We start from the raw sequence: 24,245 nt of genomic DNA on the forward strand, positions 1-24,245 counted from the left end.
ACCGGCATCGCCGCAGCTTTACCCAAATCTGCGGTGGGCGACCCCGCGCCTGGATCTGACCTGCTTGAATGAAGTCCGTAGTGATCGGCAGCCGTGACGCGCGGCGATAGCAGTAGGGACACCCGAGATGACCAACCCGACCCCAGCCCCCAAGCCAGGTCCGTCGACGTCCGGGCCGAAGCCCGGCCCTCGTCCGCACGGCGCCCCGACCCCCGCGGTCCCGGTGCACCACGTAGCCGTCGGCGATCCGTCCAAGCACGGCCGCATCGACGCGGACGGAACCGTGTGGCTGATCACCTCGTCGGGCGAACGCAGTATCGGGTCGTGGCAGGCGGGAACCGTCGACGAGGGCCTGGCCCACTTCGCGCGCAAGTTCGCCGACCTCGCGACCGAGGTCGAGATCCTGGAGGAACGTCTTGCGGCGCGGTCCGGTGATCCCCGCAAGACACAGACCGCCGCGGCCCACCTCCTTGAAGAGCTGCCGAACGCTCAGGTCATCGGTGACGTCGACGAACTCGCCGCACGCCTGGGCGGCATCGTCGCGAATGCCGACGGCGTCGCCGAGGAGGTGAAGGCCGAACGCGGTGAACAGCGCGCGGCGGCGATCGCCCGCAAGGAGGAACTCGCCTCGGAGGCCGAGCAGATCGGTTCCGAGGGCACGTCGTGGAAGACCGGCGGCGACCGTCTACGCGCCATCCTCGACGAGTGGAAGACGATCAAGGGCGTCGACCGCAAGACGGACGACGCGCTGTGGAAGCGGTTCTCCAAGGCGCGCGACGCGTTCAATCGTCGGCGCGGCGCGTACTTCGCCGACCTCGATCGGGAACGTGCGGGCGCCAAGTCGCGCAAGGAGGAACTGATCGCTCAGGCGGAGGCCCTCTCGTCATCCACCGACTGGGGGCCCACCGCGGGCCGCTTCCGCGATCTCCTGCAGGAGTGGAAGGCCGCAGGGCGAGCGCCCCGCGACGCCGACGAAGCCCTGTGGGTGCGCTTCAAGGCAGCACAGGACGTCTTCTTCGCGGCGCGGAACGCCGTCAACTCCGAACGCGACGCCGAGTTCGCTGAGAACGCGAAGGTCAAGCTCGAACTCCTCACCGAGGCCGAGGCGTCCATCGATCCGGAGAAGGACCTCGAAGCGGCACGTACTCAGTTCCGCGCGTTCCGCGACAAGTGGGAGGAGATCGGCAAGGTCCCCCGCGAGCAGATGCACGCTCTCGAAGGTCGCGTCCGCGCTCTCGAGAAGGCGCTGCGCGACGCGGAGGACGCCGACTGGAGCCGCACCGATCCCGAAGCGCAGGCACGTGCCGCGCAGTTCACCGAGCGCGCCGAGAAGCTCGAAGAGCAGGCGGCGAAGGCAGCCGAGGCAGGCAAGGACCGGGACGCCGCGAAGTTCCGCGAGCAGGCAGCGCAGTGGCGCGACTGGGCGGGCACCGCTCAGTCCGCACTCTCCGACCGGTAGCCGGTCGAAGTCGGGCGCCGGGCGTCAGTTGCCTCCGGTGCCCGACTTCCGCTGGAGAGCCAGACCCGCTGCTTCCTGCTCCGCCGCCTTCTCGCGGCGCTCTGCCTCCAATGCGAGGTGGTAGTTGCTGCGGGCCCACACTGTGCGCGACCAGTGGAACGTCAGCACGATCACGGCGAACCAGCCGAGGAGCAGTCCGATCCCCGCACCCGACGGCACTGTCCAGTCGGCGACGCCGACCGTGTTCCGCGTCCAGATCGCAAGCATGCCGGCAACGGATGCCACGGCGGAGCCGCACAGCGCGAGCCAGGCCAGCACCCACCGGCGGGTCAGCAGTGCGACGATCGAGAAGCCGATCCCGAAGATCACCAGCAGGTAGACGAACACGCGCGACGGAAGCGCGATCGCTTCGGCGTGCGCGGTGTCCGACATCGTCATCACGTCGAGCCCGTTGGCCGCGCCCGCATGCGGCAGAATCACCGACAGCAGTGCGACCAGCACGCAGACGGCCACGACCACGGCACGCGCGCCGGGATCGATCTCGCCCGCGACCTTCTGCTCGGCCTTCTTCAGGTCGTCTTCGTATTCGCCGAACGTCGACGTCTCGTCCGCACTCATGCGCATCCTCCAGTTCCGCAGGCCGAAGCCGTTTCGATGATCGGCGACGCACCGACCATCGGCATGCCGAGTCCCACGCCGACCGGTGCCGTCGTGGGTGTGGTTCCCGCCTGATGGGCGTCGCCCGCCCGAGTCCGCCGGACCGAGGCGACGCCGGCGTCGGCGATCAAGTGGTGTGGTGCGGCCTCGGTGATCGTGCTCGTCACGATGTCGCCCGGCCGGACAGCGGTGCGGTCGTCGACGGCGAAGTGCACCAGGCGACCATCTCGTGCGCGGCCCGTCATCCGGCCCGTCGCCGAACTCTTGCGGCCCTCGTCCGCGACGACGAGCAACTCCACGTCAGTGCCGACGAGTTCTTCGTTCGCTTCCAGACAGATCCGTTCCTGCAGCTTGATGAGACGCTGATACCGCTCGGTCACCACCTCCTGCGGAACCTGATCGGCCATGGTCGCAGCGGGCGTGCCGGGACGCGCCGAATACTGGAACGTGAACGCGCTGGAGAAACGGGCCTTCTCGACGACGTCGAGGGTCTCGGCGAAGTCCTCCTCGGTCTCGCCGGGAAACCCGACGATGATGTCGGTCGTGATCGCGGCGTGCGGCATCGCCTCGCGGACACGTTCGAGGATGCCGAGGTACTTGGCCTTGCGGTAGCTCCGTCGCATCGCCTTGAGCACCCGGTCGGAACCCGACTGCAAAGGCATGTGCAGCTGCGGGCACACGTTGGGAGTCTGCGCCATCGCCTCGATCACGTCGTCGGTGAACTCAGCGGGGTGGGGCGACGTGAAGCGGACGCGCTCGAGGCCCTCGATGTCGCCGCACGCGCGGAGCAGCTCGGCGAACGCACCGCGGTTGCGCGGTGTGTCCGGGTCGGCGAACGACATGCCGTAGGCGTTGACGTTCTGACCGAGCAACGTCACCTCGAGCACCCCCTGATCGACGAGTGCCTGCACTTCGGCCAGCACGTCGCCCGGCCGACGATCGACCTCCTTGCCGCGCAGTGACGGGACGATGCAGAACGTGCAGGTGTTGTTGCAGCCGACCGACACCGACACCCAGCCCGAGTACGCCGAGTCTCGACGTGCGGGCAGAGTCGACGGGAAGGTCTCGAGCGAATCGAGGATCTCGACCTGCGCCTCCTCGTTGTGCCTGGCGCGGTCGAGCAATGCGGGCAGCGATCCGATGTTGTGTGTGCCGAACACGACGTCCACCCAGGGCGCCTTCTTCAGGACGACGTCCTTGTCCTTCTGTGCAAGACACCCGCCGACGGCGATCTGCATGCCCGGCCGAGCGGACTTCACCGGTGCCAGGTGCGACAGGTTGCCGTACAGCTTGTTGTCGGCGTTCTCGCGGATCGCGCAGGTGTTGAAGACGACGAGGTCTGCGTCGTCACCGTCGGGAGCGGCGACGTATCCGGCGTCCTCGAGAAGTCCCGCGATGCGCTCGGAATCGTGGACGTTCATCTGACACCCGTAGGTCCGTACCGAATACGACTTCATCGCTGCACTGCTCACCCCTCCAGATTACGTGGCGGGGCAAATCGACCGGACGCCGATCTTTACACGTCTGAAACACAGTTCTTCGCCCGTCCTGCAGACCTGTGGCCGTTGCCACAACTACGTTGGTACACATGAACGACTCGAACGTCACACCGATGATCTCGATGACGCATGTTCAGAAGCACTATGGCGACCTCCATGTGCTGCAAGACATCACGATCGAGATCCCACGCGGCCAAGTGGTCGTCGTGCTCGGGCCTTCAGGCTCTGGCAAGTCGACTCTCTGCCGCACCATCAACCGACTCGAACCGATCGACAGCGGCGAGATCCGGATCGAAGGTGAATTGCTTCCCGCCGAAGGCAAGGACCTGGCCCGACTGAGATCCGACGTCGGCATGGTCTTCCAGTCCTTCAACCTCTTCGCCCACAAGACGATCCTGCAGAACGTCACGATGGGCCCGACCAAAGTCCGCAAAGTCAGTTCGGCAGACGCCGAGAAGCACGCCCTCGAACTCCTCGACCGCGTCGGTGTCACGAAGCAGAAGGACAAGTACCCGGCGCAACTGTCGGGCGGGCAGCAGCAGCGCGTCGCGATCGCCCGCTCGCTCGCGATGGACCCGAAGGTGATCCTGTTCGACGAGCCGACGTCGGCGCTCGACCCCGAGATGGTCTCCGAAGTGCTCGACGTGATGGTGTCGTTGGCCCGCGAGGGCATGACGATGGTCGTGGTGACCCACGAGATGGGCTTCGCGCGCAAGGCCGCCGACCGGATCATCTTCATGGCCGACGGCGCAATCGTCGAGGACACCGATCCGGAGAGCTTCTTCACCGCACCGAAGTCCGAACGGGCCAGGGACTTCCTGTCCAAGATCCTGGGGCACTGACATGAGCAGACCCTCTCCCCTACGACGACTGGCGGTCGTCGCGGCGGTGATCGCCGTGCTGGCGACCGCACTGGCCGCATGCGGCAGTTCCGAACCGCGCAACCTGCTCGACTCGATCCGCAACGGCAAGGTGATCCTCGGAACCAAGTTCGATCAGCCTGGCATGGGCATGCAGAAGCCCGACGCATCGGTGGTCGGATTCGACCCCGAGGTGTCGGAGTTCGTGGTGAACCACATCGCAGACGAGCTCGGCGTCGCCCACCCGGAGATCTCGTGGCGCGAGACTCCGTCCGCCCAGCGCGAGACGTTGATCAACAACGGCGAGGTCGACATGATCGCCGCCACCTACTCCATCAACGCCGCACGCTCCAAGAAGGTGGCGTTCGCGGGCCCGTACCTCATCACCTATCAGGGGCTCCTCGTTCGGCAGGACGACGACACTCTGACCTCGCTGACCGACCTCAACAACGGCAAGAAGCTCTGTTCGGTGTCCGGATCGACGCCCGCGCAGAACGTGAAGGCTCAGCTGAGCGGAGTCCAGCTGCAGGAGTACGACTCATACTCGTCCTGTGTTGAGGCGTTGCGCCGAGGCAAAGTCGACGCGCTGACCACGGACGAGACGATCCTCGCCGGATACTCCAATCGGTACCCCGGGGAGTTCAAGCTCGTCTCGATGACCTACCCGAAGGACGCGTGTGTCAAGGACGCACTCAAGAAGGCCGGAGCGCCGTTCTCGAAGGAGCGGTACGGCATCGGCATGGCGCAGGAGTACCCGGAAGCGGTCGACGCCGTGAACAGGGCGCTCACTGCGATGCTCGTTGCGCCGCCCGGCGGCCAGTCCCCGTGGGAGATCGCGCTGCGCGAGAACCTCGGCGACAAGGACGTCGACGCGTTCGCCGGCCGCGCCGACGACCCAAAGGTCGACTACGACCTCCTGCCGACAGTCGGCGATCTCGAATTCTTGACAAGCAAGTCCACACCCTGTGAAGGAGCCGCCTGATGTCCACACTCTGGGACACCATGGGCCCGGCACTGTGGCCCGCCTTCTGGATGACGATCAAACTGACGCTGATCTCCGCCGTCGGAGCTCTCATCTGGGGAACGCTGCTCGCCGCGATGGCCGTGTCGCCCGTTCCCATCATGCGCGGGTTCGCAACGACCTACGTGAACATCGTCCGCAACACCCCGCTGACTCTGATCGTTCTGTTCTGTTCCGTCGGCCTGTACCAGAACTTGGGTCTGGCGCTGGCGCCCGAGGACAGCGACTTCATCGTGAACAACAACTTCCGGCTCGCGATCCTCGCGTTCGTCCTCTATACGGCGACCTTCGTCTGCGAGACTCTCCGGTCCGGCATCAACACGGTTCCGCTCGGGCAGGCCGAGGCCGCACGGTCACTCGGAATGTCGTTCCCGCAGGTGCTCGGACTTGTCGTCCTCCCGCAGGCCATGCGAACGGTCATCGCACCGATGGGCTCGGTGCTCATCGCGCTCACCAAGAACACGACGATCGCATCGGTCATCGGTGTCGCTGAGGCGTCGCTGCTGATGAAGACCGAGCTGGAGACCAACGGCGACCAGATCATGGCGATCTTCGCGATCATCGCCGTCGGGTTCATGATCATCACCCTGTCGGAGGGCGCCGTCTTCGGATGGGCCGCCAAGCGATGGGCGGTCAAGCGATGAGCCAGCAGGCGACCGTCCTCTACGACGCACCGGGCCCACGCGCCGGCACTCGCAACATGATCAGCACCGTCGTCTTCCTGGCGTTGCTGGTGGCCGTGATCGTGTACATCGTCATGGCGTTGAACGACAACGGCCAGCTCACCTCGGAGAAGTGGGAGCCGTTCACGCAAGCCGGCACGTGGACGACGTGGATCCTCCCGGGCATCCTCGGCACGTTGAAGGCCGCTGTTCTCTCCGTCGTCTTCGCCCTGGTCCTCGGCGCGGTCCTCGGCGTCGGCCGTCTGTCCGACCACGCCTGGGTGCGGAAGGTCTCCGGCGTGCTCGTCGAAGTGTTCCGCGCGATCCCCGTGCTGATCCTGATCTACTTCGCGTACTACTTCTTCGCCGCCTACGCGGTGGTCCCGTCGTCGCAGTTGGCGTTCGCGGCCGTCGTCTTCGGTCTGACCTTCTACAACGGTTCGGTGATCGCCGAGATCCTCCGGGCGGGCATCGAATCGCTCCCGAAGGGGCAGTCCGAGGCCGCGAAGTCGATCGGCATGCGCAAGTCGCAGATGATGCGCCTGATCCTGCTCCCCCAGGCCGTGACCGCCATGCTGCCCGCACTCGTGTCGCAGATGGTCATCGCGCTGAAGGACAGCGCCCTCGGTTACGCGATCGGCTACATCGAGGTGGTCCGATCCGGGCAGAAGGCTGCGTCGTACTTCGGGAACTACCTGCCGTCGCTGATCGTGGTCGCGGTGATCATGATCGTGTTGAACTTCGCGCTCACCACGCTCGCTCGCCGCATGGAGCGGCGCCTTCGCGAGGGCAAGCGGAAGTCGGGCAAGCTGCCCGCGATCGACGCCGACGCACCGAAGGCCGACGTGGGCGGCTGATCGATCAGTCCACGGCGTCCCGCCGGGCGGCGATCACGTCCTTCACCACGGACGTGATCACGTCCGGCGGGTACCCGCGGCGTCCGAGCGCCCCGGTCAGCCGACGGTACGCTTTCGCTCGCACTGCCGGGTCGGCGAGATCGTCGGCGTCGAATGTGAGCTTCTTCTCGGCGAGAGAGTACGCGATCTCGCGTTCGGCTTCGGCGTCGATCGTCTCGAGCGCCTGCGCGGCGACGTCGTCGTCGATTCCCTTGGTCCGAAGCTCCCGTTTGAGTGCGAGCCTGCCTCGTTGCGACGTCGCGCTGCGCGACCGGACCCACTGCTGCGCGAACTCTTCGTCGTCGAGCAGTTTCCACTCGTCCAGTCGAGTCATGGTCCGTTCGATCTCGTCCGGCGGGAACTCCCGTGCGACGAGCCGATCCTGCATCTCCTGACGACTGCGGGCCCGTGCACCGAGGAGCCGCAGTGCGGCGTCCCAGGCGGACGGGCCCGAGCCGGTGGATTTACGCTCCACCATGGACGAGGTCAGAAGTCGACGGGTTCGGGTGCGACGGCGTCGGCGTCGACTGCGTCGCGGCGGCCGATGCCGAGCTTGTCCTTGATCTTGGTCTCGATCTCATTGGCGATGTCGGGATTCTCGATCAAGAAGGTACGGGCCTTCTCCTTGCCCTGGCCGAGCTGGTCGCCCTCGTAGGTGAACCACGAGCCGGACTTCCGGATGAAGCCCTCGGCGACGCCGAGATCGATCAGCGAGCCTTCGCGGCTGATGCCGTGTCCGTACAGGATGTCGAACTCGGCCTGCTTGAAGGGCGGCGCGACCTTGTTCTTGACGACCTTGACACGCGTGCGGTTGCCGACTGCGTCGGTGCCGTCCTTCAGTGTCTCGATGCGACGCACGTCCAGGCGGACCGAAGCGTAGAACTTGAGCGCCTTGCCGCCGGTTGTGGTCTCCGGCGAGCCGAACATGACACCGATCTTCTCGCGAAGCTGGTTGATGAAGATCGCAGTGGTGTTCGAGTTGTTCAGACCGGAGGTCATCTTGCGGAGGGCCTGGCTCATGAGACGGGCCTGCAGGCCGACGTGACTGTCGCCCATCTCGCCTTCGATCTCGGCCTTCGGCACCAGAGCCGCGACGGAGTCGATGACGAGGATGTCGAGAGCGCCCGAGCGGATCAGCATGTCGGCGATCTCCAGCGCCTGCTCTCCGGTGTCCGGCTGGGACACGAGAAGCGCGTCGACGTCGACACCCAGCTTGGCCGCGTAGTCGGGATCGAGAGCGTGCTCGGCGTCGATGAACGCTGCGATGCCGCCTGCTGCCTGCGCGTTCGCGACCGCGTGGAGCGCAACCGTGGTCTTACCCGACGATTCCGGGCCGTAGACCTCCACGACGCGGCCGCGGGGCAGACCTCCGATGCCCAGCGCGATGTCGAGCGCGACCGAACCGGTGGGGATCACCTCCATCGGCGGACGGGTGTCTTCGCCCAGTCGCATGACCGAGCCCTTGCCGAAGTTCTTGTCGATCTGCGCGAGTGCGAGGTCGAGCGCCTTCTGTCGATCGGTGACGGGTGCCATGTTGGTCTCCTCGTTCTGGTCTTTCTCCGGCTCATCCGGCGGTTCTGTGACCACCGTAGAGCCGACCTCCGACAATTTTGTCGAGCCGTTCCGAGTCTGCGTCGTAGTGCTGATGTCCGGGACCTTGCTGATCGTCTTCATACAAGGTTGGACGCACGGAACGGTGATTCGGTTCCACTGCAGTCTAGCGAACAGATGTTCGACTGCAAGCGACACGCCCGAACATCGTGTGATGGAACCTCACCAGCGTTCCGGTGGGACCTCGAAGTCGCGGCAGAGTGCACGCCACACGTCGCGCGGATCCACGCCGTCGGCGATGGCCTGGGCGCCCGTGCGGCCGCCCAGTTCGATGAGCACGTGGTCGACGAGCATCGCATCTGACCGCAGACGTCCGAACTCGATCCCGACCATCTCGTTGAATTCTGTCAGACGCATGTCAAGGGCGCTTTCGTGAGGATTCTGCGAACGATCGGGACGGGATCGACGGTCGCGGCCACTCCCGCCCCGATCCGCCGAGCGTTGTCGGTGTACGAGGGATCGTCGAGTACCTGCTTCACGGCGGCGGCTATCGCAGCCGGAGTCGCAGGTCTGACGATGACACCCGCTCCGGCGCGCGACACTCGATTCGCCAGTTCCCACTGATCGCCGCCACCCGGGACTGTCACGACAGGCACTCCGGCGAGCAGGGCCTTGGCGAGCATCCCGTGTCCGGCGCCGCAGACAGCGACCGCGGCATCGGCGAGGACCTCGTCCTGACGAGCCGTTCCGGCGACGAGCGAGGACGGCGCCCGAACGTCCGCCGGGGGCGGCGTGAGGGCCGAGTACACCACGCGAAGCGGACGTTCGACGGATAGATCGGAGAGGCCTTCCAACGCCGCGGCGCCCAGGTCGGCTTCGCCGGACCGTGCCGTCGACGGGGCGATGACGACAAGACGTCCGTCGCCGGGCGGACGATCGAACACCGCATCGGTGGGCTCGTGCAGAAGCGGTCCGATGAGGTGGGTCCGCTCGGGCCAGTCGGGACGGTGCACTTCCAGGCCCGGCAGGGTCGCGACGAAGCGAGCCGCGGGCCGTGGCGCCGGAGGAAGCATGATTCCGCGTCGAGCGACCGCTGTGGCGCGCTCCCCGGACGCGACCGCGCGGGCGCTCATCGACCGCAACACCGTGTCACGCAGACGCGTGGTCACAGTGGTTCCAGCCGCCATGCCGGCTCCGATCGGTGGAAGCCCGCACGACTGCTCGTACAACGGGTGCGGCGACAGTTCGATCCACGGGACGCCGAGCAGTTCGGCGGCCCATCCGCCTGCGCGGGTGATCACGTCGCTGACCACCAGATCGACACCGGACTCGGCAAGTTCAGGCGCCAGCGCGAGCGCCATGCGGGCGGCACGCGCGCTGAGTTTGGCGCCCGCATCGTCGTCGTCCTCCCCCGGCAGTGCGGCGAGGCCGGGCAGTTCCCGGACGCTCGCCCCGGAACGCGACTCCTCGGACACCCATCTACCACCTGTGTAGACGATCACCTCGTCGCCTGCGGCGACCAGCTTCGATGCGAGTCCGAGCGCAGGGAAGGCGTGGCCGGCGTCGGAGCCGGCCACCACCGCGATCCGGGTCAGTGCTTCTCCGTGTCCACAGCAGGTGCGGCGGGAGCAGGAGCAACCTGGCCTGCGGCCGGCGCAGTGCCTGCGGTGAGCGATCCGCCGTTCATGCTGGCGCGGATCTGCTCGAGACGGGCGTGGCCCGCGAGCTGGACGCCTGCGGCTTCGACTTCTGCCATGCGGCCTGCGACAGATCCCTTGGCCAGTTCCGCGGATCCGAGAGCGTTCGCGTAACGGCGTTCGATCTTGTCCCGCACCTGGTCGAGGCTGGGGGTGTTGCCCGGCGCAGCGAGCTCACTCATGCTGTTGAGCGAAGCGCTGACCTGCTCCTGCATCTTCGCCTGCTCGAGCTGGCTGAGCAGCTTGGACCGCTCGGCGAGCTTCTGCTGCAGGGCCATCGCATTGCGTTCGACGGCCTGCTTGGCCTGTGCGGCCGCGGTCAGCGACTGGTCGTGCAGCACCTTGAGGTCTTCGACGTTCTGCTCTGCGGTCACCAGCTGCGCGGCGAACGCCTCTGCGGCGTTCGTGTACTCCGCAGCCTTCGCGGCGTCGCCCGCGGTGGCGGCCTGATCGGCGAGAGTGAGCGCCTGACGGGCGTTGCCCTGCAGCTTCTCGATCTCCTCGAGCTGGCGGTTCAGTCGCATCTCCAGCTGGCGCTGATTGCCGATCACAGCGGCTGCCTGCTGCGACAGCGCCTGGTGCTGCCGCTGTGCGTCTTCGATGGCCTGCTGGATCTGGACCTTCGGGTCGGCGTGCTCGTCGATCTTGGAGTTGCCCAGAGCCATCATGTAGTTCCAGAACTTCACGAAGGGGTTCGCCATTGCCTAGTTCCTTACGAGTTTCGATGCGGAGAAGTTGCTCGGATGAATGCGTGTTTCAGGCCGCGGCAAGCGCAGCTGCAGCGTCACCCTGCGGTGCGATGACCTCGACGAGCGCGTCGGTCTGCAGGGTCGCGACCGGCGCCATGGCGCCCGCCACATCGCGCAGCACGTCGCTGATCTCGACCTCGAGTGCGACACAGATCGATGCGAGCAGTTCGCTCGACGCCTCCTTCTGCCCGCGTTCCACCTCGGACAAGTAGCCGAGGCTGACGCGCGCATCGGTCGACACGTCGCGCAGTGTTCGGCCCTGGCCGGTCCGCACACGGCGCAACTGATCGCCGATCGCCTCACGCAGCAGCACTGTCACGTGTACTCCTCCCGCACTCTCAGGTCGCGAAATCATTCTCACAAGCCGTGTCGACGACACTATCCGAATTTACCAACGCTCGTCGCCGCCGCGGTGTTCCTCGTCGGCCGTCGGACCGACCTCATGCCGACGCCGACCCCGACTTGCGGAGCCGGATCGCCTGCCACACGTAATCCAGCCCGGTGACGACAGTCGCCACGACCGCGGCGACCATCACGACCCAGCCGACGGTGTGCAGCGCTCCGACGTCCGGGAGCGTGAACAAGCCGATCGCCACCGCCTGCAGCAGTGTCTTCAGCTTGCCGCCTCGGCTCGCCGCGATGACGCCGTGCCTGATGACCCAGAACCGCAGCAGTGTCACACCGATCTCGCGGGCGAGGATGACGATCGTCACCCACCACGGAAGGACGCCGAGAATGGAGAGTCCGAGAAGAGCTGCGCCGATCAACGCCTTGTCGGCGATCGGGTCGGCCATCTTGCCGAAATCCGTCACCAGATTCCATCCACGGGCGATCCGGCCGTCCACCTGATCGGTGATGGCGGCGACCGCGAAGATGACGAACGCCGTGATGCGCCATATCGTCGATTCTCCCGAATCGATGAACAACGCCGCCACGAACACCGGCACCAGCACGATGCGGAACATCGTCAACGCGTTCGCGACATTGATCACCGGCGGCACCGCCGACGCATGATCACCGTCGACACGGCGCACTGGTTCAGTCACGGACGTAAGCCTATCGGCACGCCGTCCGGCGACCGCTGCCGGGCAGACGCATACCTGCGACTATTCTTGTTTTCCATGTCGCACCAGCAACCGCCGCCACGTCCCGACGGGTCGTCGGAGGTCGTCGTGCGTCGAGCCCGGACCTCGGACGTTCCCCGGATCAAAGAGCTGATCGACGTCTACGCGGGCAAGATCCTGCTGGAGAAGAACCTCGTCACCCTGTACGAGGCGGTCCAGGAGTTCTGGGTGGCGCAGATCGACGACACCGTCGTCGGGTGCGGGGCCCTGCACGTCCTGTGGTCCGACCTCGGCGAGGTGCGCACCGTCGCGGTCGCCAAGGAGTGCTCGGGCCGCGGCGTGGGTCACCGAGTGGTCGCCAGACTGATGGACGAGGCGCGCAGCCTCGGCCTCCAGCGTGTGTTCGTCCTGACGTTCGAGACGACCTTCTTCGGCCGACACGGCTTCGTCGAGATCGACGGGACCCCGGTCACGAAGGAGGTCTACGAGGAGATGACCCGGTCGTACGACACCGGTGTCGCCGAGTTCCTCGACCTCAGCTTCGTCAAGCCGAACACGCTCGGCAACACCCGTATGCTCGCTCACCTTTAGACCTCAGGAGACCGAAGTGCCACTGTTCCACGTCGAGTACACCTACGCCGCCGACAAGGCCGCAGTCCGGGACGAACACCGTCCCGCTCACCGCGAGTTCCTCGGAGCCCTTCACGAGACCGGTGAACTCCAGTTCGTCGGCCCGTTCGTCGACGGCACCGGCGCGGCACTCATGGTGACCGCGGATGACGAGCAGGCCGCACGCGAATTGCTCGGCCGCGACCCGTTCGCTCTCGCCGACGCTGTCGCCGCCGTCCGCGTCACGGAATGGAAGCAGGTCTTCGGACCGTTCTGACCCGTCAGCCCACCGACGATCCCCACGAGCCGTCGGAACTGCCCAGGGAACTGCCAGTCGGGGTCTTGCAGCCGCGAACCGTGATCGATCGGGGCTTCCAGAACGCCAGTGCCTGAGTCTGCGGGCCGAGGTACACGCGGTACCGGATCGTGTACGTACCGTCGCTCGTGACCGGAGGGGCCGGGGTGACGGTCCGCAGATCGAACGTGACCTTCGTGGTGTACGGCGTCGTCAGAGCCGAGGCGTTGAAGTTCGTGTAGACGCCGCCGTACCCGTACCGCTGCTCAGCTGGGAAGTCGGCAGGCACGGCGCTGCGCAGGGATCCGAGGTTCGCCGCTGCGGCCTCATCGTTCGGCGGCGTGTACCGCCCCACCGCCTCCTTCGCGCCTGCGATCAGCCGCCACGGCGCCGGCAAGGGATTCGGGTAACCGGGATTCCTGTTGTAGCCACTGATCAATTCGGCGTCGCTGGGCGCCCACGGCTGGTCCTCCTGAGCGAACCAGTAGTCCAGCGTGTACCAGTTGTGGGCATTGGTGTAGTTCTTCATCGTCAAGGTGACCGTGCACCGCCAGTCGTCGGTGGCGGCTGCCACCCGGATGCCCGATCCGGCGGCAGGCTCCGCGTGAGTGACGGCCGGTACTGCAGTCGCGGTCGCCGCAAGGGTGAACGCGACGACCGCGATGGAGCACAGACGAGTGAACTTCATGAGGAGCCTCCTGGTGGGTCGTCCACCAGGAAGCTACGCCCTCCGTGATCCGACCGTCGCGGAGTCGGAGCAGATTCGTCTGATCAGACCGACGCGTCGCGTCGCTTGGACACCACCAGACTCGCCACGGTGGTCACCAGTAGGGTGCCGCCGATCACCGCGAGCGAGAGCGGAGTCGAGATCTCCGGGACGTGCACCGACTCGCCTCCGTTGATGAAGCCGAGAGTGTTCTCGTGCAGTGCGTGCAGCACCAGCTTCACGCCGATGAACGCGAGGATCAACGAGAGTCCGTACGACAGGTAGATCAGCTTGTCGAGCAGTCCGCCGAGCAGGAAGTACAGCTGGCGCAGTCCCATCAGCGCGAACGCGTTGGCGGTGAACACCAGGTACGGCTCCTGGGTGAGGCCGTAGATCGCCGGGATCGAGTCGAGCGCGAAGAGCACGTCGGTGAAGCCGATGACCACCAAGACCAGCAGCAGCGGGGTGATCATGCGCTTGCCGTCGACCTTGGTGATCAGACGGTCGCCGTCGTAGGTGTCAGAGGTCCGGAAGAACTTCTTGACCATTCGTTCGAGGCGGCCTTCGCGCTCCTTCTCGTGCTCGACGGGCGCGTCGCTCTCGGTGAGCAGCTTAACGGCGGTGAGCAGCAGGAACAGCCCGAACAGGTAGAACACCCAACTGTAGGTGTTGATCGCGGCCGCACCGACTGCGATGAACGCGCCGCGCATCACGAGCGCCATCACGATGCCGAGCAGGAGGACCTTCTGCTGGTAGATCTTCGGGACCGCGAACTTCGCCATGATGACGACGAACACGAACAGGTTGTCGACCGACAGCGCCTTCTCCGTGACGTACCCGGCGAAGTACTCCCCGCCGTACACTCCGCCCCACTCCCACCACACGAATCCGCCGAAGGCGATGGCGATGGCGATGTAGACAGCCGACCAGAATCCCGACTCACGGAGTGTCGGTTCGTGCGGCGTGCGGACGTGGGCGAAGAAGTCGAAGACGAAGAGCCCCAGAATCACCAACCCGGTGACGATCCAGGTGGTCAGAGAAACATGCATGAAAAAACCTCCAGCGTTCAGCTCGATTGAGCGATGCTGGAGGTCTCTCCCACCGTCATCGGAGTGACGGCGGCGCTCCGGGAGCGAGCCCGACATCCGATCGGCGGATGTCCGCGGCACGTCCGTATTGACGGAGACGCCATAGGTAAGGGGATACTCCCCTCCTGATCACCGTCAGTCTAGCGAACCGTCGTCGGACCCGCCACCGGTGATGGATGCGATCACCCCGGCCAGGTCCTCCGGCTTCACCAGAACGTCGCGCGCCTTGGATCCCTCGCTCGGCCCGACGACCCCGCGTGTCTCCATCAAGTCCATGAGTCGTCCGGCCTTCGCGAAGCCGACGCGCAGCTTGCGCTGCAGCATCGACGTCGACCCGAACTGGCTGGACACGACGAGTTCGATCGCCTGCAGCAGGTCGTCGAGATCGTTGCCGATGTCGGAGTCGATCTCCTTCTTGTCCGACGCCTTGGCGGAGGTCACGCCCTCGGTGTACTCGGGCTCCGACTGCTCCTTGGTGAACTCGACGACCGCCGAGATCTCCTCGTCGGTGATGAACGCACCCTGCATGCGGATGGGCTTGTTGGCGCCCATCGGCAGGAACAGTCCGTCGCCCATGCCGATGAGCTTCTCTGCGCCCGGCTGGTCGAGGATCACGCGGGAGTCCGTGAGCGAACTCGTCGCGAAGGCCAGTCGTGACGGCACGTTCGTCTTGATCAGACCGGTCACGACGTCGACCGACGGGCGCTGGGTGGCCAAGACCAGGTGGATGCCGGCTGCACGCGCCTTCTGCGTGATGCGGACGATCGCGTCCTCCACATCGCGCGGCGCGGTCATCATCAGATCGGCGAGCTCGTCGACGATCGCCACGATGTAGGGGTACGGCTTGTACACGCGCTCGGAGCCCAGCGGTGTGCTGATCTCACCCGACCGCACCTTCTCGTTGAAGTCGTTGATGTGACGCACCCGGGACATCTTCATGTCCATGTAGCGCTGTTCCATCTCCTCGACGAGCCATGCGAGCGCCGCGGCAGCCTTCTTCGGCTCGGTGATGATCGGCGTGATGAGGTGCGGAACACCCTCGTACGGCGTCAATTCGACCATCTTCGGGTCGATCAGGATCATCCGAACGTCTTCGGGCGTCGCGCGGGTCAGCAGCGACACGAGCATCGAGTTGACGAAGCTCGACTTGCCCGAGCCGGTGGAACCGGCGACCAACAGGTGCGGCATCTTCGCCAGATTGGCACTGACGAAATCACCTTCGATGTCCTTGCCGAGGCCGATGATCAACGGGTGATCGTCACGCCTGGTGCTCGGCGCGTCGAGGACGTCGGCCAGGCGCACCATTTCGCGGTCGGAGTTGGGCACCTCGATGCCGACGGCCGACTTGCCGGGGATCGGCGCCAGCAGGCGCACGTTGTCGGTCGCGACCGCGTATGCGATGTTGCGCTGCAGCTGCGTGATCTTCTCGACCTTCACCGCGGGTCCGAGCTCGACCTCGTAGCGCGTGACAGTCGGGCCCCTGGTGTAGCCGGTCACGGCCGCGTCGACCTTGAACTGTTCGAGGACGGAGTTGATCCGGTCGATCATGTCTTCGTTGGCCGAGCTCCCCGTCTTCGGCGGGTCTCCCGCGATCAGCAGATCGGCGGGCGGTAGTTCGTAACCGCTGTCGTTCGCACGCGGCGCTGCGGGAGCGCGAGGTGCGGGCGGCGGAGTCGGCGCCGGCTCACGACGCGCGGGACGTCGACGCGGCGCGGGTTCGGCAACCGGAGCGGGTACGGGATCCAGGTCCGCGAGCGGCCCGATCGGCTCGGTGATCTGTGTGTCGGGCAGGATCGGCTCGGTCACCAGATCCGGCATGTGCGCGTCACGGTCCTCCCCCGCGGTGCGCCGACCCGACACCGACGGCGACGTCCGAGACGCGCGGTCGTGGTCCGCACGACTGCTCGTCCGAGTGGGCCGCTCCCGCGTCGGCCGGTCGCCGCGTGCGCGTCGCTCCTGTGGCTGACGACGCTCGTCGGGCGGGTAGTTGTCGTACGGATCGCCGTAACCGTCGTCGGCGTCGTCGAACGAGTCGCCGATGTCGAACGGAGCCGGGTCCGGCGAGGCGTCGACATCGTCGTCTGCGATGTCGTCCTCGTACTCGTCGTAGTCGTCGTACTCGTCGTCGTAGTAATCGTCGTCGCCGTAGCGGTAGTCGCGGCCGAGTCCGAGGTACTCCTGTGCGCCGTGGATCACGTCGCGCAGCGTGCGGCCGCTGAATGCGAGCACGCCGAACGCAGCGGCCACCAGGTACACCGGAACCGACAGCCACACGGTGACCGCATCGGTGAGTGGACCGCCTACCGCGTAGCCCGCGAAGCCCGCCGCGTCGGCTCGGCCGTCGTAGTCGCGGGGTGCGCCCTGAATCAGATGCGTCATCCCGAGTACAGCGATGGAGAGCAGCACAGTGCCGCCGACATTGCGCAGACGGCGGTCCGGGTTCGGCGCGAAACGCATCAGGCACACCGCGAGCGCCAGGTGGGCCACGGGCACCGCGTACGCGAGCGATCCGACGCAGGCCCTGATCAGGGTGTCGATGAACGCACCGACCGGTCCGAGCGCATGGAACCAGACTCCGACGGCGGCGACGACTCCGAGCAACAGAATCGCCAGCGCCACCCCGTCGCGCCGGGCCGACGGTTCGTCATCGCGGTGCGACCCGACTCGCGCGAGGTTCCCGATCCCCTTGGCGAGCATGGTCCACGCGGATGCGGCGCCGTGGCCGACAGTCACAACGACAGACGGACGATGCAGGTCCTGAGACTTGGCAGGAGTGCGCGGCGCCTGCCGACCCGCGGGCGCCTTGCGTGCGCGCGACTGCGGCTGCCCGCCGCGACCCTTCTGTGCACGATCCTTCTGCGGTTGCCGATTGCTTGCGGGCTTCCGGCTCGCAGCCGCCCGAGGCGTGGAGGTGCCGGCAGCCGCACGTCGACGCGTGGTTGCTTGAGAAGCCATGGGTCCAGACTAGTGCCCCTGCGTCACAACAGTCACACCCGCAACACCGGAACGGCACAGGTCGTGTTCTTTTCGTGACGTTGAGGCCTCGCCGGCGTCAGACGGACCGTTCGCTCTTCCGGACGGCGTCGACCGCAGCCTGCGGTCCGGTCACCGTCACGTCGACGGGCGCGCGACCGAATGCGAAGAGCAGCAATTCGCCGACCGAGCCGGTCACGGCGACCGATTCCCCACGACCGACGGTCAACAGTTCCCGCCCGTCCGGCGACCCGAGGGTCACTCTCGCAGGCGCCTTCGCCAGCGTGAGACGTCCCACCAGCGACAGCGGAGTCTCCAGCGCCCGGTTCATCGCCGACGACAGTTTCCGCGGCAGGAACGGGCCCGTGGGGTCCGCTCCCCCGCGCAGCAGATCCTCGTGATGGACGAACATCTCAGCGAGGTTGAGCACCGAGTCGAGCGGCCGGAACGGCGAGTACCAGGGCGGACCGTCGAGCACCGTCCGCATCAGCACCGGCCACGGCTTCGCCGCATACGACGCCTCGACCGACCGAGCGTGCCCGGACAGCGGAGGAAGGATCATCGCGGCCGCCGCGTCGAGGCGTCGCTCCCGGATGGCGAGGTGGACGGCCAGGTCACGGGCCGTCCAACCCTCACACATCGTCGGAGCGTCGGGACCGACGTTCCGGAGCGTCGCGACGAGAGCCGCGCGTTCGTCTCGGGCGAGGGACACCGCTAGTCGTCTCCGACGGCGATCACGGTCGGCACGATCATCGGTCGGCGGCGGTACTTGCCCGCCACCCAGCGGCCGACCACTCGGCGGACGGCCTGTGCGATCCGGTGCGTGTCGGTGACGCCTTCGTTGGCGAGTTCGGTGAGCGTCTTCTCCACCAGCACGACGGCCTCGGCGAGCGCTGTCGGGTCGTCGGAGAAGCCTCGGCCGTCCACCTTCGGGGCGCTGACCGCGACACCGGTCGTGGTGTCGACGGCGACGGAGATCGAGATGAATCCCCCCTCACCGAGAACGAGGCGATCGGACAGAGTGGAGTCGCCGACGTCGCCGACGGACAGCCCGTCGACGTAGACGTGACCCACCGGCACCCGGCCGGTGATCTGCGCGCGACCGTCGACGAGGTCGACCACCACGCCGTCCTCTGCCAACACGATGCGGTCGGAGGGCACGCCCGTGGCCTCGGCGAGTGCCGCGTTGGCGCGCAGGTGCCGCCATTCCCCGTGAACCGGCATCGCGTTGGACGGCCGGACCGCGTTGTACAGGTACAGCAGTTCGCCCGCGGACGCGTGGCCCGACACGTGAACCTTGGCGCTGGCCTGCGTGATGACGGTTGCGCCGCGCTTCGCAAGCCCGTTGACCACGGCGAACACCGAGTTCTCGTTGCCGGGGATCAACGACGACGCGAGGACGACGAGGTCATCGGCGCGCACGTTGATCTGCCGGTGCTCACCACGAGCCATCCGGGACAGCGCAGACAGCGGCTCTCCCTGCGAGCCGGTCGAGATCAGGACGAGGCGGTGGTCGGGCAGGGTGGCGGCCGTGTCCATGTCGACGACGACACCCTCGGGCACCGACAGGTAGCCGAGATCCTGCGCGATCTGCATGTTGCGGACCATCGAACGACCCACGAACGTGACGCGGCGGCCGTGGCGGTGCGCGACGTCGACGATCTGCTGGATGCGGTGGACGTGGCTCGCGAACGACGCGACGATGACCCGCTGTTTGGCCTTGCCGATCACGTTGTCGAGGACGCCGCCGATGTCGCGCTCGGGCGTCACGAAGCCGGGGACCTCGGCGTTTGTGGAATCGACGAGGAAGAGATCGACGCCCTCGTCACCGAGTCGCGAGAAGCCCGCGAGGTCGGTGAGGCGGCCGTCGAGCGGCAGCTGATCGAGCTTGATGTCGCCGGTGTGCAGCACGAGGCCTGCGGGAGTGCGGATCGCAACGGCCACGGCGTCCGGGATCGAGTGGTTGACTGCGAAGAACTCGCAGTCGAAGGCGCCGAAGTCCTGGCGGTCGCCCTCGGCGACCTGGATGAGCTTCGGCCGCAGACGGTGCTCGCGGCATTTCGCGGCGACCAGTGCCAGGGTGAATCGCGAACCGACGACGGGGATGTCGGAGCGGAGCTTCAGCAGGAACGGGACGGCGCCGATGTGATCCTCGTGGCCGTGTGTCAGGACGACGGCCTCAATGTCGTCGGTGCGTCCCTCGAGGTAACTGAAGTCGGGAAGGATCAAGTCGACGCCCGGCTGCTGGTCTTCGGGGAAGAGCACACCGCAGTCGACGATGAGCAGCTTGCCGTCGTACTCGAAGACCGTCATGTTGCGGCCGATCTCGCCGATGCCGCCGAGTGCGACAACGCGGAGGCCGCCCTTGACCAGTGGCTTCGGCGCGGTCAGGCGGTCGATGATGTCGCCGGTGACCCCGATGCCCGTCGCCTCGGGAACGGCGGGGCCGGCCTTCTTCGTGGGCTTCTGGGTCTCGCTCGGAGGTCCTGCCGGACGTCCGGCGCGACGACGACGCTGTGAGCCTGCCATGTCAGATCACCTCCGCGGTGCGCAGATCGTTGATGAGCGCCTCGATCTGCGGGCCGTCCGCAGCCACCTGAGGCAGTCGCGGGTCGCCGACGTCGAGGCCGGTGATCCGTAGTGCGGCCTTGACCATCGTCACTCCGCCGAGCCGACCCATCGCGTCGACCAGCGGCGCCATCGAGCGGGTGAGCGAACGCGCTCGGTCGAGGTCGCCTGCCGCCGCCGCGTCACGCAAGGCAGCGAGCCGGTCCGGGACCAGGTGGCCGATCACACTGACGAATCCGGAGGCGCCGACCGACAGCCACGGCAGGTTGATGCCGTCGTCGCCGGACAGGAACTCGAGGTCGGTCTGCGCCATGATCGTCGCGCCGGCGTGCAAGTCGCCCTTGGCGTCCTTCACGGCCTTGATATTGGGGTGCTCGGCCAGACGCAGGATCGTCTCGGTCTCAATCGGGACCACCGATCGCGGCGGGATGTCGTAGAGCATCACCGGCAGGTCGGTGGCGTCCGCGACGGCGGTGAAGTGCGCGTACACGCCTGCCTGCGGCGGCTTGCTGTAGTACGGGGTCACGATGAGCAGTCCGTGCGCACCGATCTCTGCGGCGTCGCGACAGCGGCGGATCGTCTCGGCGGTGTCGTAGCTGCCTGCGCCCTGGACGACGCGGGCGCGGTCGCCGACGGCGTCGAGGACGACCTTGAGGAGTTCGGTCTTCTCGGGAACGGTGGTCGTCGGAGACTCTCCTGTGGTGCCGGAGACGACGAGGCCGTCACAGCCTCGCGAGACGAGTTGGTCGGCCAGTTCAGCCGCCTTGTCGAAGTCGACCTCACCCTTCGACGTGAAGGGGGTCACCATTGCCACCGAGACCGTTCCAAACGGGTGTTTCACGCGCCCTGCGTCTGCGGTTTCCATGCCGCTCAGGCTACCGCCTGGGCGGGTGCGATCGACCGTCAGCCCTCGAAAACGAAGGGTGATGTCGCGACGTGGGTTCCGTCCGCGAGTTCACCGATTTCGAAGTCTCCGAAAGCGGTCGGCGCGATGCCGGTGAGCTGCCGAAGGCATTCGACGGCGAGCTGGCGGATCTCGACGTCGGCGTGCTCGGTGGCGCGCATGCCGATGAAGTGGCGCCACGCCCGATAGTTGCCGGTCACGACGATCCGGGTCTCCGTCGCGTTCGGCAGCACCGCGCGGGCCGCCTGACGGGCCTGTTTACGTCGCAGAATCGCGTTCGGGACGTCGTCGAACTTGGCTTCGAGCTCGGTCAGGAGTTCGGTGTACGCGGCCCGCGACGCGTCGGTGGCCTTGACGAACAACTCTTCAAGACGCTGGTCTCCCCTGATCGCGGGCGGAGCGACCACGTTGGAGTCGTGTTCGGGCACAAAGCGCTGGGAGAGCTGCGAATACGAGAAGTGTCGATGACGAATGAGTTCGTGTGTGCACGACCGGGAGATGCCCGTGATGTAGAAGGTGACGTTCGAGTGCTCGAACAGGGAGGTGTGCCCCACTTCGAGGACGTGTCGCAGGTATCCGGCGTTCGTTGCCGTACGCGGGTTCGGCTTGTCCCAGCTCTCGTAGCACGCGCGTCCGGCGAACTCGATGAGCGCTTCCCCGCCGTCGGTGTCCGTGCTCCAGTCGATGTCGGCGGGCGGCGTGAACTGCGTCGAGGCCACCAATTGCACCTTGAGCGGCACGAGTTCGGACACCGTTGGACTCCTGACAAGCGGATCTGCGGTCCGGCGAGTGCCGGACCCTGTCGCGCCATTGTCCCGCAGCGTCGGACGCAGGCGTCAGCCGACCCAGTCGATCAGCGCGATCGCGACGTCTTCGTTCGCCAGCAGCGAGAAATGATGGGCGCGGTCGAGGTGCACTCCGTTTGCGGGGTCGAATCCGATCCGGCGGGCGCGGTTCTCCCCACTCGCACTCGGCCGCAGGACGAGCCCGTCGCCGATGAGACGGCCGATCGGGTTGCGCGGCGAGCGAGTGATCGTCGCCGACGCGAAGTAGTGATCAACGCCGGGGAGCAGCGGAATCTCCTGGGCGATCGCCGCGCCGAGTTCGTCGGGGTCGCGGTTCTCCCAGTCTGCGTCGACGAGGCTGCCTCCGCGCAGATCCCGGATGCCGGCACTCCGCCGCCGCAGGAGCGTGCCGAACGACGCTGTCTCACGGAACGCCAGCAGCGCGGCGCTGCCGTAGTGGGCGAGGCTCTCCAGCGGCGCGCCCAGGTGTGGAGTTCCGAGGCTCGCCGTGGCGGTGACGTGGCGGACCCAGCCATGGCCGACCTGATCGGCGTGATGAACGGCACTGCGCACCACCAGTCCGCCCATCGAGTGTCCAACGAGAATGATCTGCTCGACGTCGACGGGCCAGTCCTGCACGAGTCGGTCGAGACGCTGCGCGAGTCCGCGGCCGTTCACCGAGATGTGGCGGCCGGAGTTGTATCGGACGTGGACGGGAGTGTGGCCTAGTTCGGCGAACAGCGGCCCGTAGTGCGGCCCCTCCCCGATCTCGAATGCGTGCTCGGTCTCCATCAGTCCATGCACGAAGACGATGATCTTGCCCGTCGCCCCCGGATACGCCGCGGCGACCGCATCGTTTCCGAACTCCACCGGGGCGCCGTCCACTCGGAGCGTCACCCCACCGTCGGCGAGAACGGACCGACGGTCTGCGAGGTCGTCGCCGATGAGTCCGGTGACCGCCGCGATGACCGTGGCACCGGTTCGGGTGTGCGACGGCGGGACCGCGAGCGGCAGGTCGGCGACCGCCCCTCCGACAGTCGCCGCCGTGCCGGTGCTTGCTCGAATCGCCGAGTAGACACCGTCGGTGATCGCGTCGTGCACCGTCTTGACCGGATCGGACGCTCGGCCCGCGACCAGTCCGACGCAGCGGAACACACGGTCGGAGATGCCGCGATGTGTGCGGTGCACTCCTCCGAATGCGACCCCGATCTCGGTGAATGCGAGGTCGGTGAGCGCACGCACTTCGTCGGTGCGAACGTCGGAGAGCGTATCGTGAACTGCGGTCATGAGAATTGAGTGTACATGCGTGCACTCATATTGTCTGCGGGAACAGTTGCCCTGCGCGGGTCGCGGATCAGGTGCATCATGATCGTCGTGAACACTTTCTCCCTCCGTCGTCGTACCGCGGCGATCGCGTTGTCCACCTCGCTTCTCGCCGCACCTGTTGCCGCGACCGTTGTCGTCTCGCCCGCGGCGGCGACTCCGGGCGCGAACCCGGCATTGTCGTCGGCGGTCTTCACACCCGGCCGTGAGATCGGACTGACCGGAACACAGAACACTCGTACTCTCGACGGCTACCGAGGGCTCGGCGGCAAGCACGTCAACGATCGCGTCCTGCGCAGCGACAATCTCTCGAAGATCACCGCAGCCGACACGCGCAAGCTCACCAAGCGTCACGTCACGACCATCGTCGATCTGCGCACTGGACTCGAGAAGCGTTTCCAGGCGAACCGATCCGTTCCCGGCGCCCGCACGGTGAACGCCGACGTCCTCGGCGGACTGCCGCCGATCGCTCTCGTCGACCTGAAGAAGGCCTACTCCGCTTTTGTCACCGACAAGCAGGCCCGCACCGAGATCCGCCGTGCACTCCTCGCGATCAAATCGACGGCCGCACGTGGACAGACGACGCTGTTCCACTGCTCAGCGGGCAAGGACCGCACCGGCTGGGTGTCCGCAACACTGCTGACGATCCTCGGCGTCGACCGCGGAACGATCAAGGCAGACTTCCTCGCCTCGAACCGATTCCGTCACGCATCGCCGAACGACGTCCTCAACGGAGTCAACATCGGCCTGCTGAACACGTCTTTCGCGGCGGCGAACCGCAAGTACGGCTCGATGGACGGCTACATCCGCAAGGGTCTGCGCCTGACCGACGCCGACATCAACTCTCTCCGCGCCAGCCTCCTGCGCTGACCGGACCGT

25 protein-coding genes are annotated in these 24,245 nt (G+C 66.6%); 8 read left to right on the forward strand and 17 right to left on the reverse strand.

What is annotated here, in order from left to right; all coding sequences use genetic code 11:
- The first annotated feature begins 127 nt into the window (after positions 1 to 127).
- Entirely contained in the window at positions 128 to 1,459 is a 1,332-nt protein-coding gene (locus tag GM1_RS12315) for a DUF349 domain-containing protein (protein WP_008379272.1), read from the forward strand.
- A gap of 24 nt (positions 1,460 to 1,483) precedes the next feature.
- Here GM1_RS12315 and GM1_RS12320 read toward each other — a convergent pair whose 3' ends face one another.
- Positions 1,484 to 2,077, reverse strand: a complete 594-nt coding sequence (locus GM1_RS12320; RefSeq protein WP_008379273.1) for an Rv2732c family membrane protein — start codon at positions 2,075 to 2,077, stop codon at positions 1,484 to 1,486.
- The gene (miaB, locus tag GM1_RS12325; RefSeq protein WP_008379274.1) at positions 2,074 to 3,573 is read right to left on the reverse strand and encodes a tRNA (N6-isopentenyl adenosine(37)-C2)-methylthiotransferase MiaB; all 1,500 of its coding nucleotides are present in this window, start codon (positions 3,571 to 3,573) and stop codon (positions 2,074 to 2,076) included. Before miaB ends, GM1_RS12320 begins: the two co-directional genes overlap by 4 nt.
- 155 nt (positions 3,574 to 3,728) lie before the next feature.
- Between miaB and GM1_RS12330 the strand changes: the two genes are divergently transcribed.
- The 4 genes from GM1_RS12330 to GM1_RS12345 are packed head-to-tail and all read left to right on the forward strand — an operon-like array spanning position 3,729 to position 7,015.
- On the forward strand, positions 3,729 to 4,457 hold the full coding sequence (locus GM1_RS12330; protein ID WP_157435990.1) for an amino acid ABC transporter ATP-binding protein: 729 nt from the start codon (positions 3,729 to 3,731) through the stop codon (positions 4,455 to 4,457).
- A gap of 1 nt (position 4,458) precedes the next feature.
- Complete coding sequence (locus GM1_RS12335; protein WP_040520019.1) at positions 4,459 to 5,457, forward strand: glutamate ABC transporter substrate-binding protein; 999 nt, start codon at positions 4,459 to 4,461, stop codon at positions 5,455 to 5,457.
- Positions 5,457 to 6,140 carry an amino acid ABC transporter permease gene (locus tag GM1_RS12340; RefSeq protein ID WP_008379277.1) on the forward strand — a complete coding sequence of 228 codons (684 nt, stop codon included), beginning with the start codon at positions 5,457 to 5,459 and terminating at the stop codon, positions 6,138 to 6,140. Before GM1_RS12335 ends, GM1_RS12340 begins: the two co-directional genes overlap by 1 nt.
- Complete coding sequence (locus GM1_RS12345; protein ID WP_040520033.1) at positions 6,137 to 7,015, forward strand: amino acid ABC transporter permease; 879 nt, start codon at positions 6,137 to 6,139, stop codon at positions 7,013 to 7,015. Before GM1_RS12340 ends, GM1_RS12345 begins: the two co-directional genes overlap by 4 nt.
- A 4-nt stretch (positions 7,016 to 7,019) precedes the next feature.
- Here GM1_RS12345 and GM1_RS12350 read toward each other — a convergent pair whose 3' ends face one another.
- The 7 genes from GM1_RS12350 to pgsA all read right to left on the reverse strand — a co-directional run bounded on the left by GM1_RS12350 (position 7,020) and on the right by pgsA (position 12,097).
- Positions 7,020 to 7,532, reverse strand: a complete 513-nt coding sequence (locus tag GM1_RS12350; RefSeq protein WP_008379279.1) for a regulatory protein RecX — start codon at positions 7,530 to 7,532, stop codon at positions 7,020 to 7,022.
- Positions 7,533 to 7,540: 8 nt separating this feature from the next.
- On the reverse strand, positions 7,541 to 8,587 hold the full coding sequence (gene recA, locus GM1_RS12355; RefSeq protein WP_008379280.1) for a recombinase RecA: 1,047 nt from the start codon (positions 8,585 to 8,587) through the stop codon (positions 7,541 to 7,543).
- A gap of 240 nt (positions 8,588 to 8,827) precedes the next feature.
- Entirely contained in the window at positions 8,828 to 9,022 is a 195-nt protein-coding gene (locus tag GM1_RS12360; RefSeq protein ID WP_008379281.1) for a DUF3046 domain-containing protein, read from the reverse strand.
- Entirely contained in the window at positions 9,013 to 10,182 is a 1,170-nt protein-coding gene (locus tag GM1_RS12365) for a glycosyltransferase (protein ID WP_157435984.1), read from the reverse strand. The genes GM1_RS12360 and GM1_RS12365 overlap by 10 nt, the downstream gene beginning before the upstream one ends.
- A 14-nt stretch (positions 10,183 to 10,196) precedes the next feature.
- The gene (locus tag GM1_RS12370; protein ID WP_008379283.1) at positions 10,197 to 11,003 is read right to left on the reverse strand and encodes a PspA/IM30 family protein; all 807 of its coding nucleotides are present in this window, start codon (positions 11,001 to 11,003) and stop codon (positions 10,197 to 10,199) included.
- Between the two features lie 55 nt (positions 11,004 to 11,058).
- Entirely contained in the window at positions 11,059 to 11,370 is a 312-nt protein-coding gene (locus tag GM1_RS12375; RefSeq protein ID WP_008379285.1) for a helix-turn-helix domain-containing protein, read from the reverse strand.
- A 121-nt stretch (positions 11,371 to 11,491) separates the two neighbouring features.
- On the reverse strand, positions 11,492 to 12,097 hold the full coding sequence (gene pgsA / locus GM1_RS12380; protein WP_040520022.1) for a CDP-diacylglycerol--glycerol-3-phosphate 3-phosphatidyltransferase: 606 nt from the start codon (positions 12,095 to 12,097) through the stop codon (positions 11,492 to 11,494).
- 75 nt (positions 12,098 to 12,172) lie between these two features.
- Here pgsA and GM1_RS12385 point away from each other — a divergent pair, with 75 nt between their 5' ends.
- Positions 12,173 to 12,706: an amino-acid N-acetyltransferase gene (locus GM1_RS12385; RefSeq protein ID WP_052005401.1), complete on the forward strand. Its 534-nt coding sequence runs from the start codon at positions 12,173 to 12,175 to the stop codon at positions 12,704 to 12,706.
- A gap of 16 nt (positions 12,707 to 12,722) precedes the next feature.
- A complete protein-coding gene (locus tag GM1_RS12390; RefSeq protein WP_008379289.1) occupies positions 12,723 to 13,001 on the forward strand; it encodes a YciI family protein in 279 nt (92 codons plus the stop codon).
- Between the two features lie 4 nt (positions 13,002 to 13,005).
- Here the strand turns inward: GM1_RS12390 and GM1_RS12395 are convergent, their stop codons facing one another.
- The 8 genes from GM1_RS12395 to GM1_RS12430 form a co-directional block, all read right to left on the reverse strand.
- The gene (locus tag GM1_RS12395; protein WP_008379290.1) at positions 13,006 to 13,707 is read right to left on the reverse strand and encodes a hypothetical protein; all 702 of its coding nucleotides are present in this window, start codon (positions 13,705 to 13,707) and stop codon (positions 13,006 to 13,008) included.
- Between the two features lie 83 nt (positions 13,708 to 13,790).
- On the reverse strand, positions 13,791 to 14,774 hold the full coding sequence (locus tag GM1_RS12400; protein WP_008379291.1) for a TerC family protein: 984 nt from the start codon (positions 14,772 to 14,774) through the stop codon (positions 13,791 to 13,793).
- Between the two features lie 174 nt (positions 14,775 to 14,948).
- A complete protein-coding gene (locus tag GM1_RS12405) occupies positions 14,949 to 17,768 on the reverse strand; it encodes an FtsK/SpoIIIE family DNA translocase (RefSeq protein WP_008379292.1) in 2,820 nt (939 codons plus the stop codon).
- Positions 17,769 to 17,865: 97 nt separating this feature from the next.
- Entirely contained in the window at positions 17,866 to 18,498 is a 633-nt protein-coding gene (locus GM1_RS12410) for a TIGR03085 family metal-binding protein (protein WP_008379293.1), read from the reverse strand.
- A 2-nt stretch (positions 18,499 to 18,500) separates the two neighbouring features.
- The gene (locus GM1_RS12415; RefSeq protein ID WP_008379294.1) at positions 18,501 to 20,315 is read right to left on the reverse strand and encodes a ribonuclease J; all 1,815 of its coding nucleotides are present in this window, start codon (positions 20,313 to 20,315) and stop codon (positions 18,501 to 18,503) included.
- Between the two features lies 1 nt (position 20,316).
- Positions 20,317 to 21,219 carry a 4-hydroxy-tetrahydrodipicolinate synthase gene (gene dapA / locus GM1_RS12420; protein ID WP_008379297.1) on the reverse strand — a complete coding sequence of 301 codons (903 nt, stop codon included), beginning with the start codon at positions 21,217 to 21,219 and terminating at the stop codon, positions 20,317 to 20,319.
- 38 nt (positions 21,220 to 21,257) lie between these two features.
- Positions 21,258 to 22,010 (reverse strand): FAD-dependent thymidylate synthase, encoded by a 753-nt coding sequence (gene thyX / locus GM1_RS12425; RefSeq protein ID WP_008379299.1) that lies wholly within the window; start codon positions 22,008 to 22,010, stop codon positions 21,258 to 21,260.
- 84 nt (positions 22,011 to 22,094) lie between these two features.
- Positions 22,095 to 23,330 (reverse strand): esterase/lipase family protein, encoded by a 1,236-nt coding sequence (locus tag GM1_RS12430; RefSeq protein WP_008379300.1) that lies wholly within the window; start codon positions 23,328 to 23,330, stop codon positions 22,095 to 22,097.
- 78 nt (positions 23,331 to 23,408) lie between these two features.
- Here GM1_RS12430 and GM1_RS12435 point away from each other — a divergent pair, with 78 nt between their 5' ends.
- Positions 23,409 to 24,236: a tyrosine-protein phosphatase gene (locus GM1_RS12435; protein WP_008379301.1), complete on the forward strand. Its 828-nt coding sequence runs from the start codon at positions 23,409 to 23,411 to the stop codon at positions 24,234 to 24,236.
- Positions 24,237 to 24,245: the final 9 nt, after the last annotated feature.

Source organism: Gordonia malaquae NBRC 108250 (assembly GCF_000344135.1).
Taxonomy (GTDB): Bacteria; Actinomycetota; Actinomycetes; order Mycobacteriales; family Mycobacteriaceae; genus Gordonia; species Gordonia malaquae.

Coding starts and splice junctions, on each gene's coding strand:
- recA (WP_008379280.1), bottom strand. CDS start 8,587: ATGGCACCCGTCACCGATCGACAGAAGGCGCTCGACCTCGCACTCGCG.
- GM1_RS12430 (WP_008379300.1), bottom strand. CDS start 23,330: ATGACCGCAGTTCACGATACGCTCTCCGACGTTCGCACCGACGAAGTG.
- GM1_RS12360 (WP_008379281.1), bottom strand. CDS start 9,022: ATGCGTCTGACAGAATTCAACGAGATGGTCGGGATCGAGTTCGGACGT.
- GM1_RS12330 (WP_157435990.1), top strand. CDS start 3,729: ATGATCTCGATGACGCATGTTCAGAAGCACTATGGCGACCTCCATGTG.
- GM1_RS12340 (WP_008379277.1), top strand. CDS start 5,457: ATGTCCACACTCTGGGACACCATGGGCCCGGCACTGTGGCCCGCCTTC.
- GM1_RS12345 (WP_040520033.1), top strand. CDS start 6,137: ATGAGCCAGCAGGCGACCGTCCTCTACGACGCACCGGGCCCACGCGCC.
- dapA (WP_008379297.1), bottom strand. CDS start 21,219: ATGGAAACCGCAGACGCAGGGCGCGTGAAACACCCGTTTGGAACGGTC.
- GM1_RS12405 (WP_008379292.1), bottom strand. CDS start 17,768: ATGGCTTCTCAAGCAACCACGCGTCGACGTGCGGCTGCCGGCACCTCC.
- GM1_RS12350 (WP_008379279.1), bottom strand. CDS start 7,532: ATGGTGGAGCGTAAATCCACCGGCTCGGGCCCGTCCGCCTGGGACGCC.
- GM1_RS12400 (WP_008379291.1), bottom strand. CDS start 14,774: ATGCATGTTTCTCTGACCACCTGGATCGTCACCGGGTTGGTGATTCTG.
- GM1_RS12415 (WP_008379294.1), bottom strand. CDS start 20,315: ATGGCAGGCTCACAGCGTCGTCGTCGCGCCGGACGTCCGGCAGGACCT.
- GM1_RS12395 (WP_008379290.1), bottom strand. CDS start 13,707: ATGAAGTTCACTCGTCTGTGCTCCATCGCGGTCGTCGCGTTCACCCTT.
- GM1_RS12335 (WP_040520019.1), top strand. CDS start 4,459: ATGAGCAGACCCTCTCCCCTACGACGACTGGCGGTCGTCGCGGCGGTG.
- GM1_RS12370 (WP_008379283.1), bottom strand. CDS start 11,003: ATGGCGAACCCCTTCGTGAAGTTCTGGAACTACATGATGGCTCTGGGC.
- GM1_RS12320 (WP_008379273.1), bottom strand. CDS start 2,077: ATGAGTGCGGACGAGACGTCGACGTTCGGCGAATACGAAGACGACCTG.
- GM1_RS12435 (WP_008379301.1), top strand. CDS start 23,409: ATGATCGTCGTGAACACTTTCTCCCTCCGTCGTCGTACCGCGGCGATC.
- GM1_RS12385 (WP_052005401.1), top strand. CDS start 12,173: ATGTCGCACCAGCAACCGCCGCCACGTCCCGACGGGTCGTCGGAGGTC.
- miaB (WP_008379274.1), bottom strand. CDS start 3,573: ATGAAGTCGTATTCGGTACGGACCTACGGGTGTCAGATGAACGTCCAC.
- GM1_RS12315 (WP_008379272.1), top strand. CDS start 128: ATGACCAACCCGACCCCAGCCCCCAAGCCAGGTCCGTCGACGTCCGGG.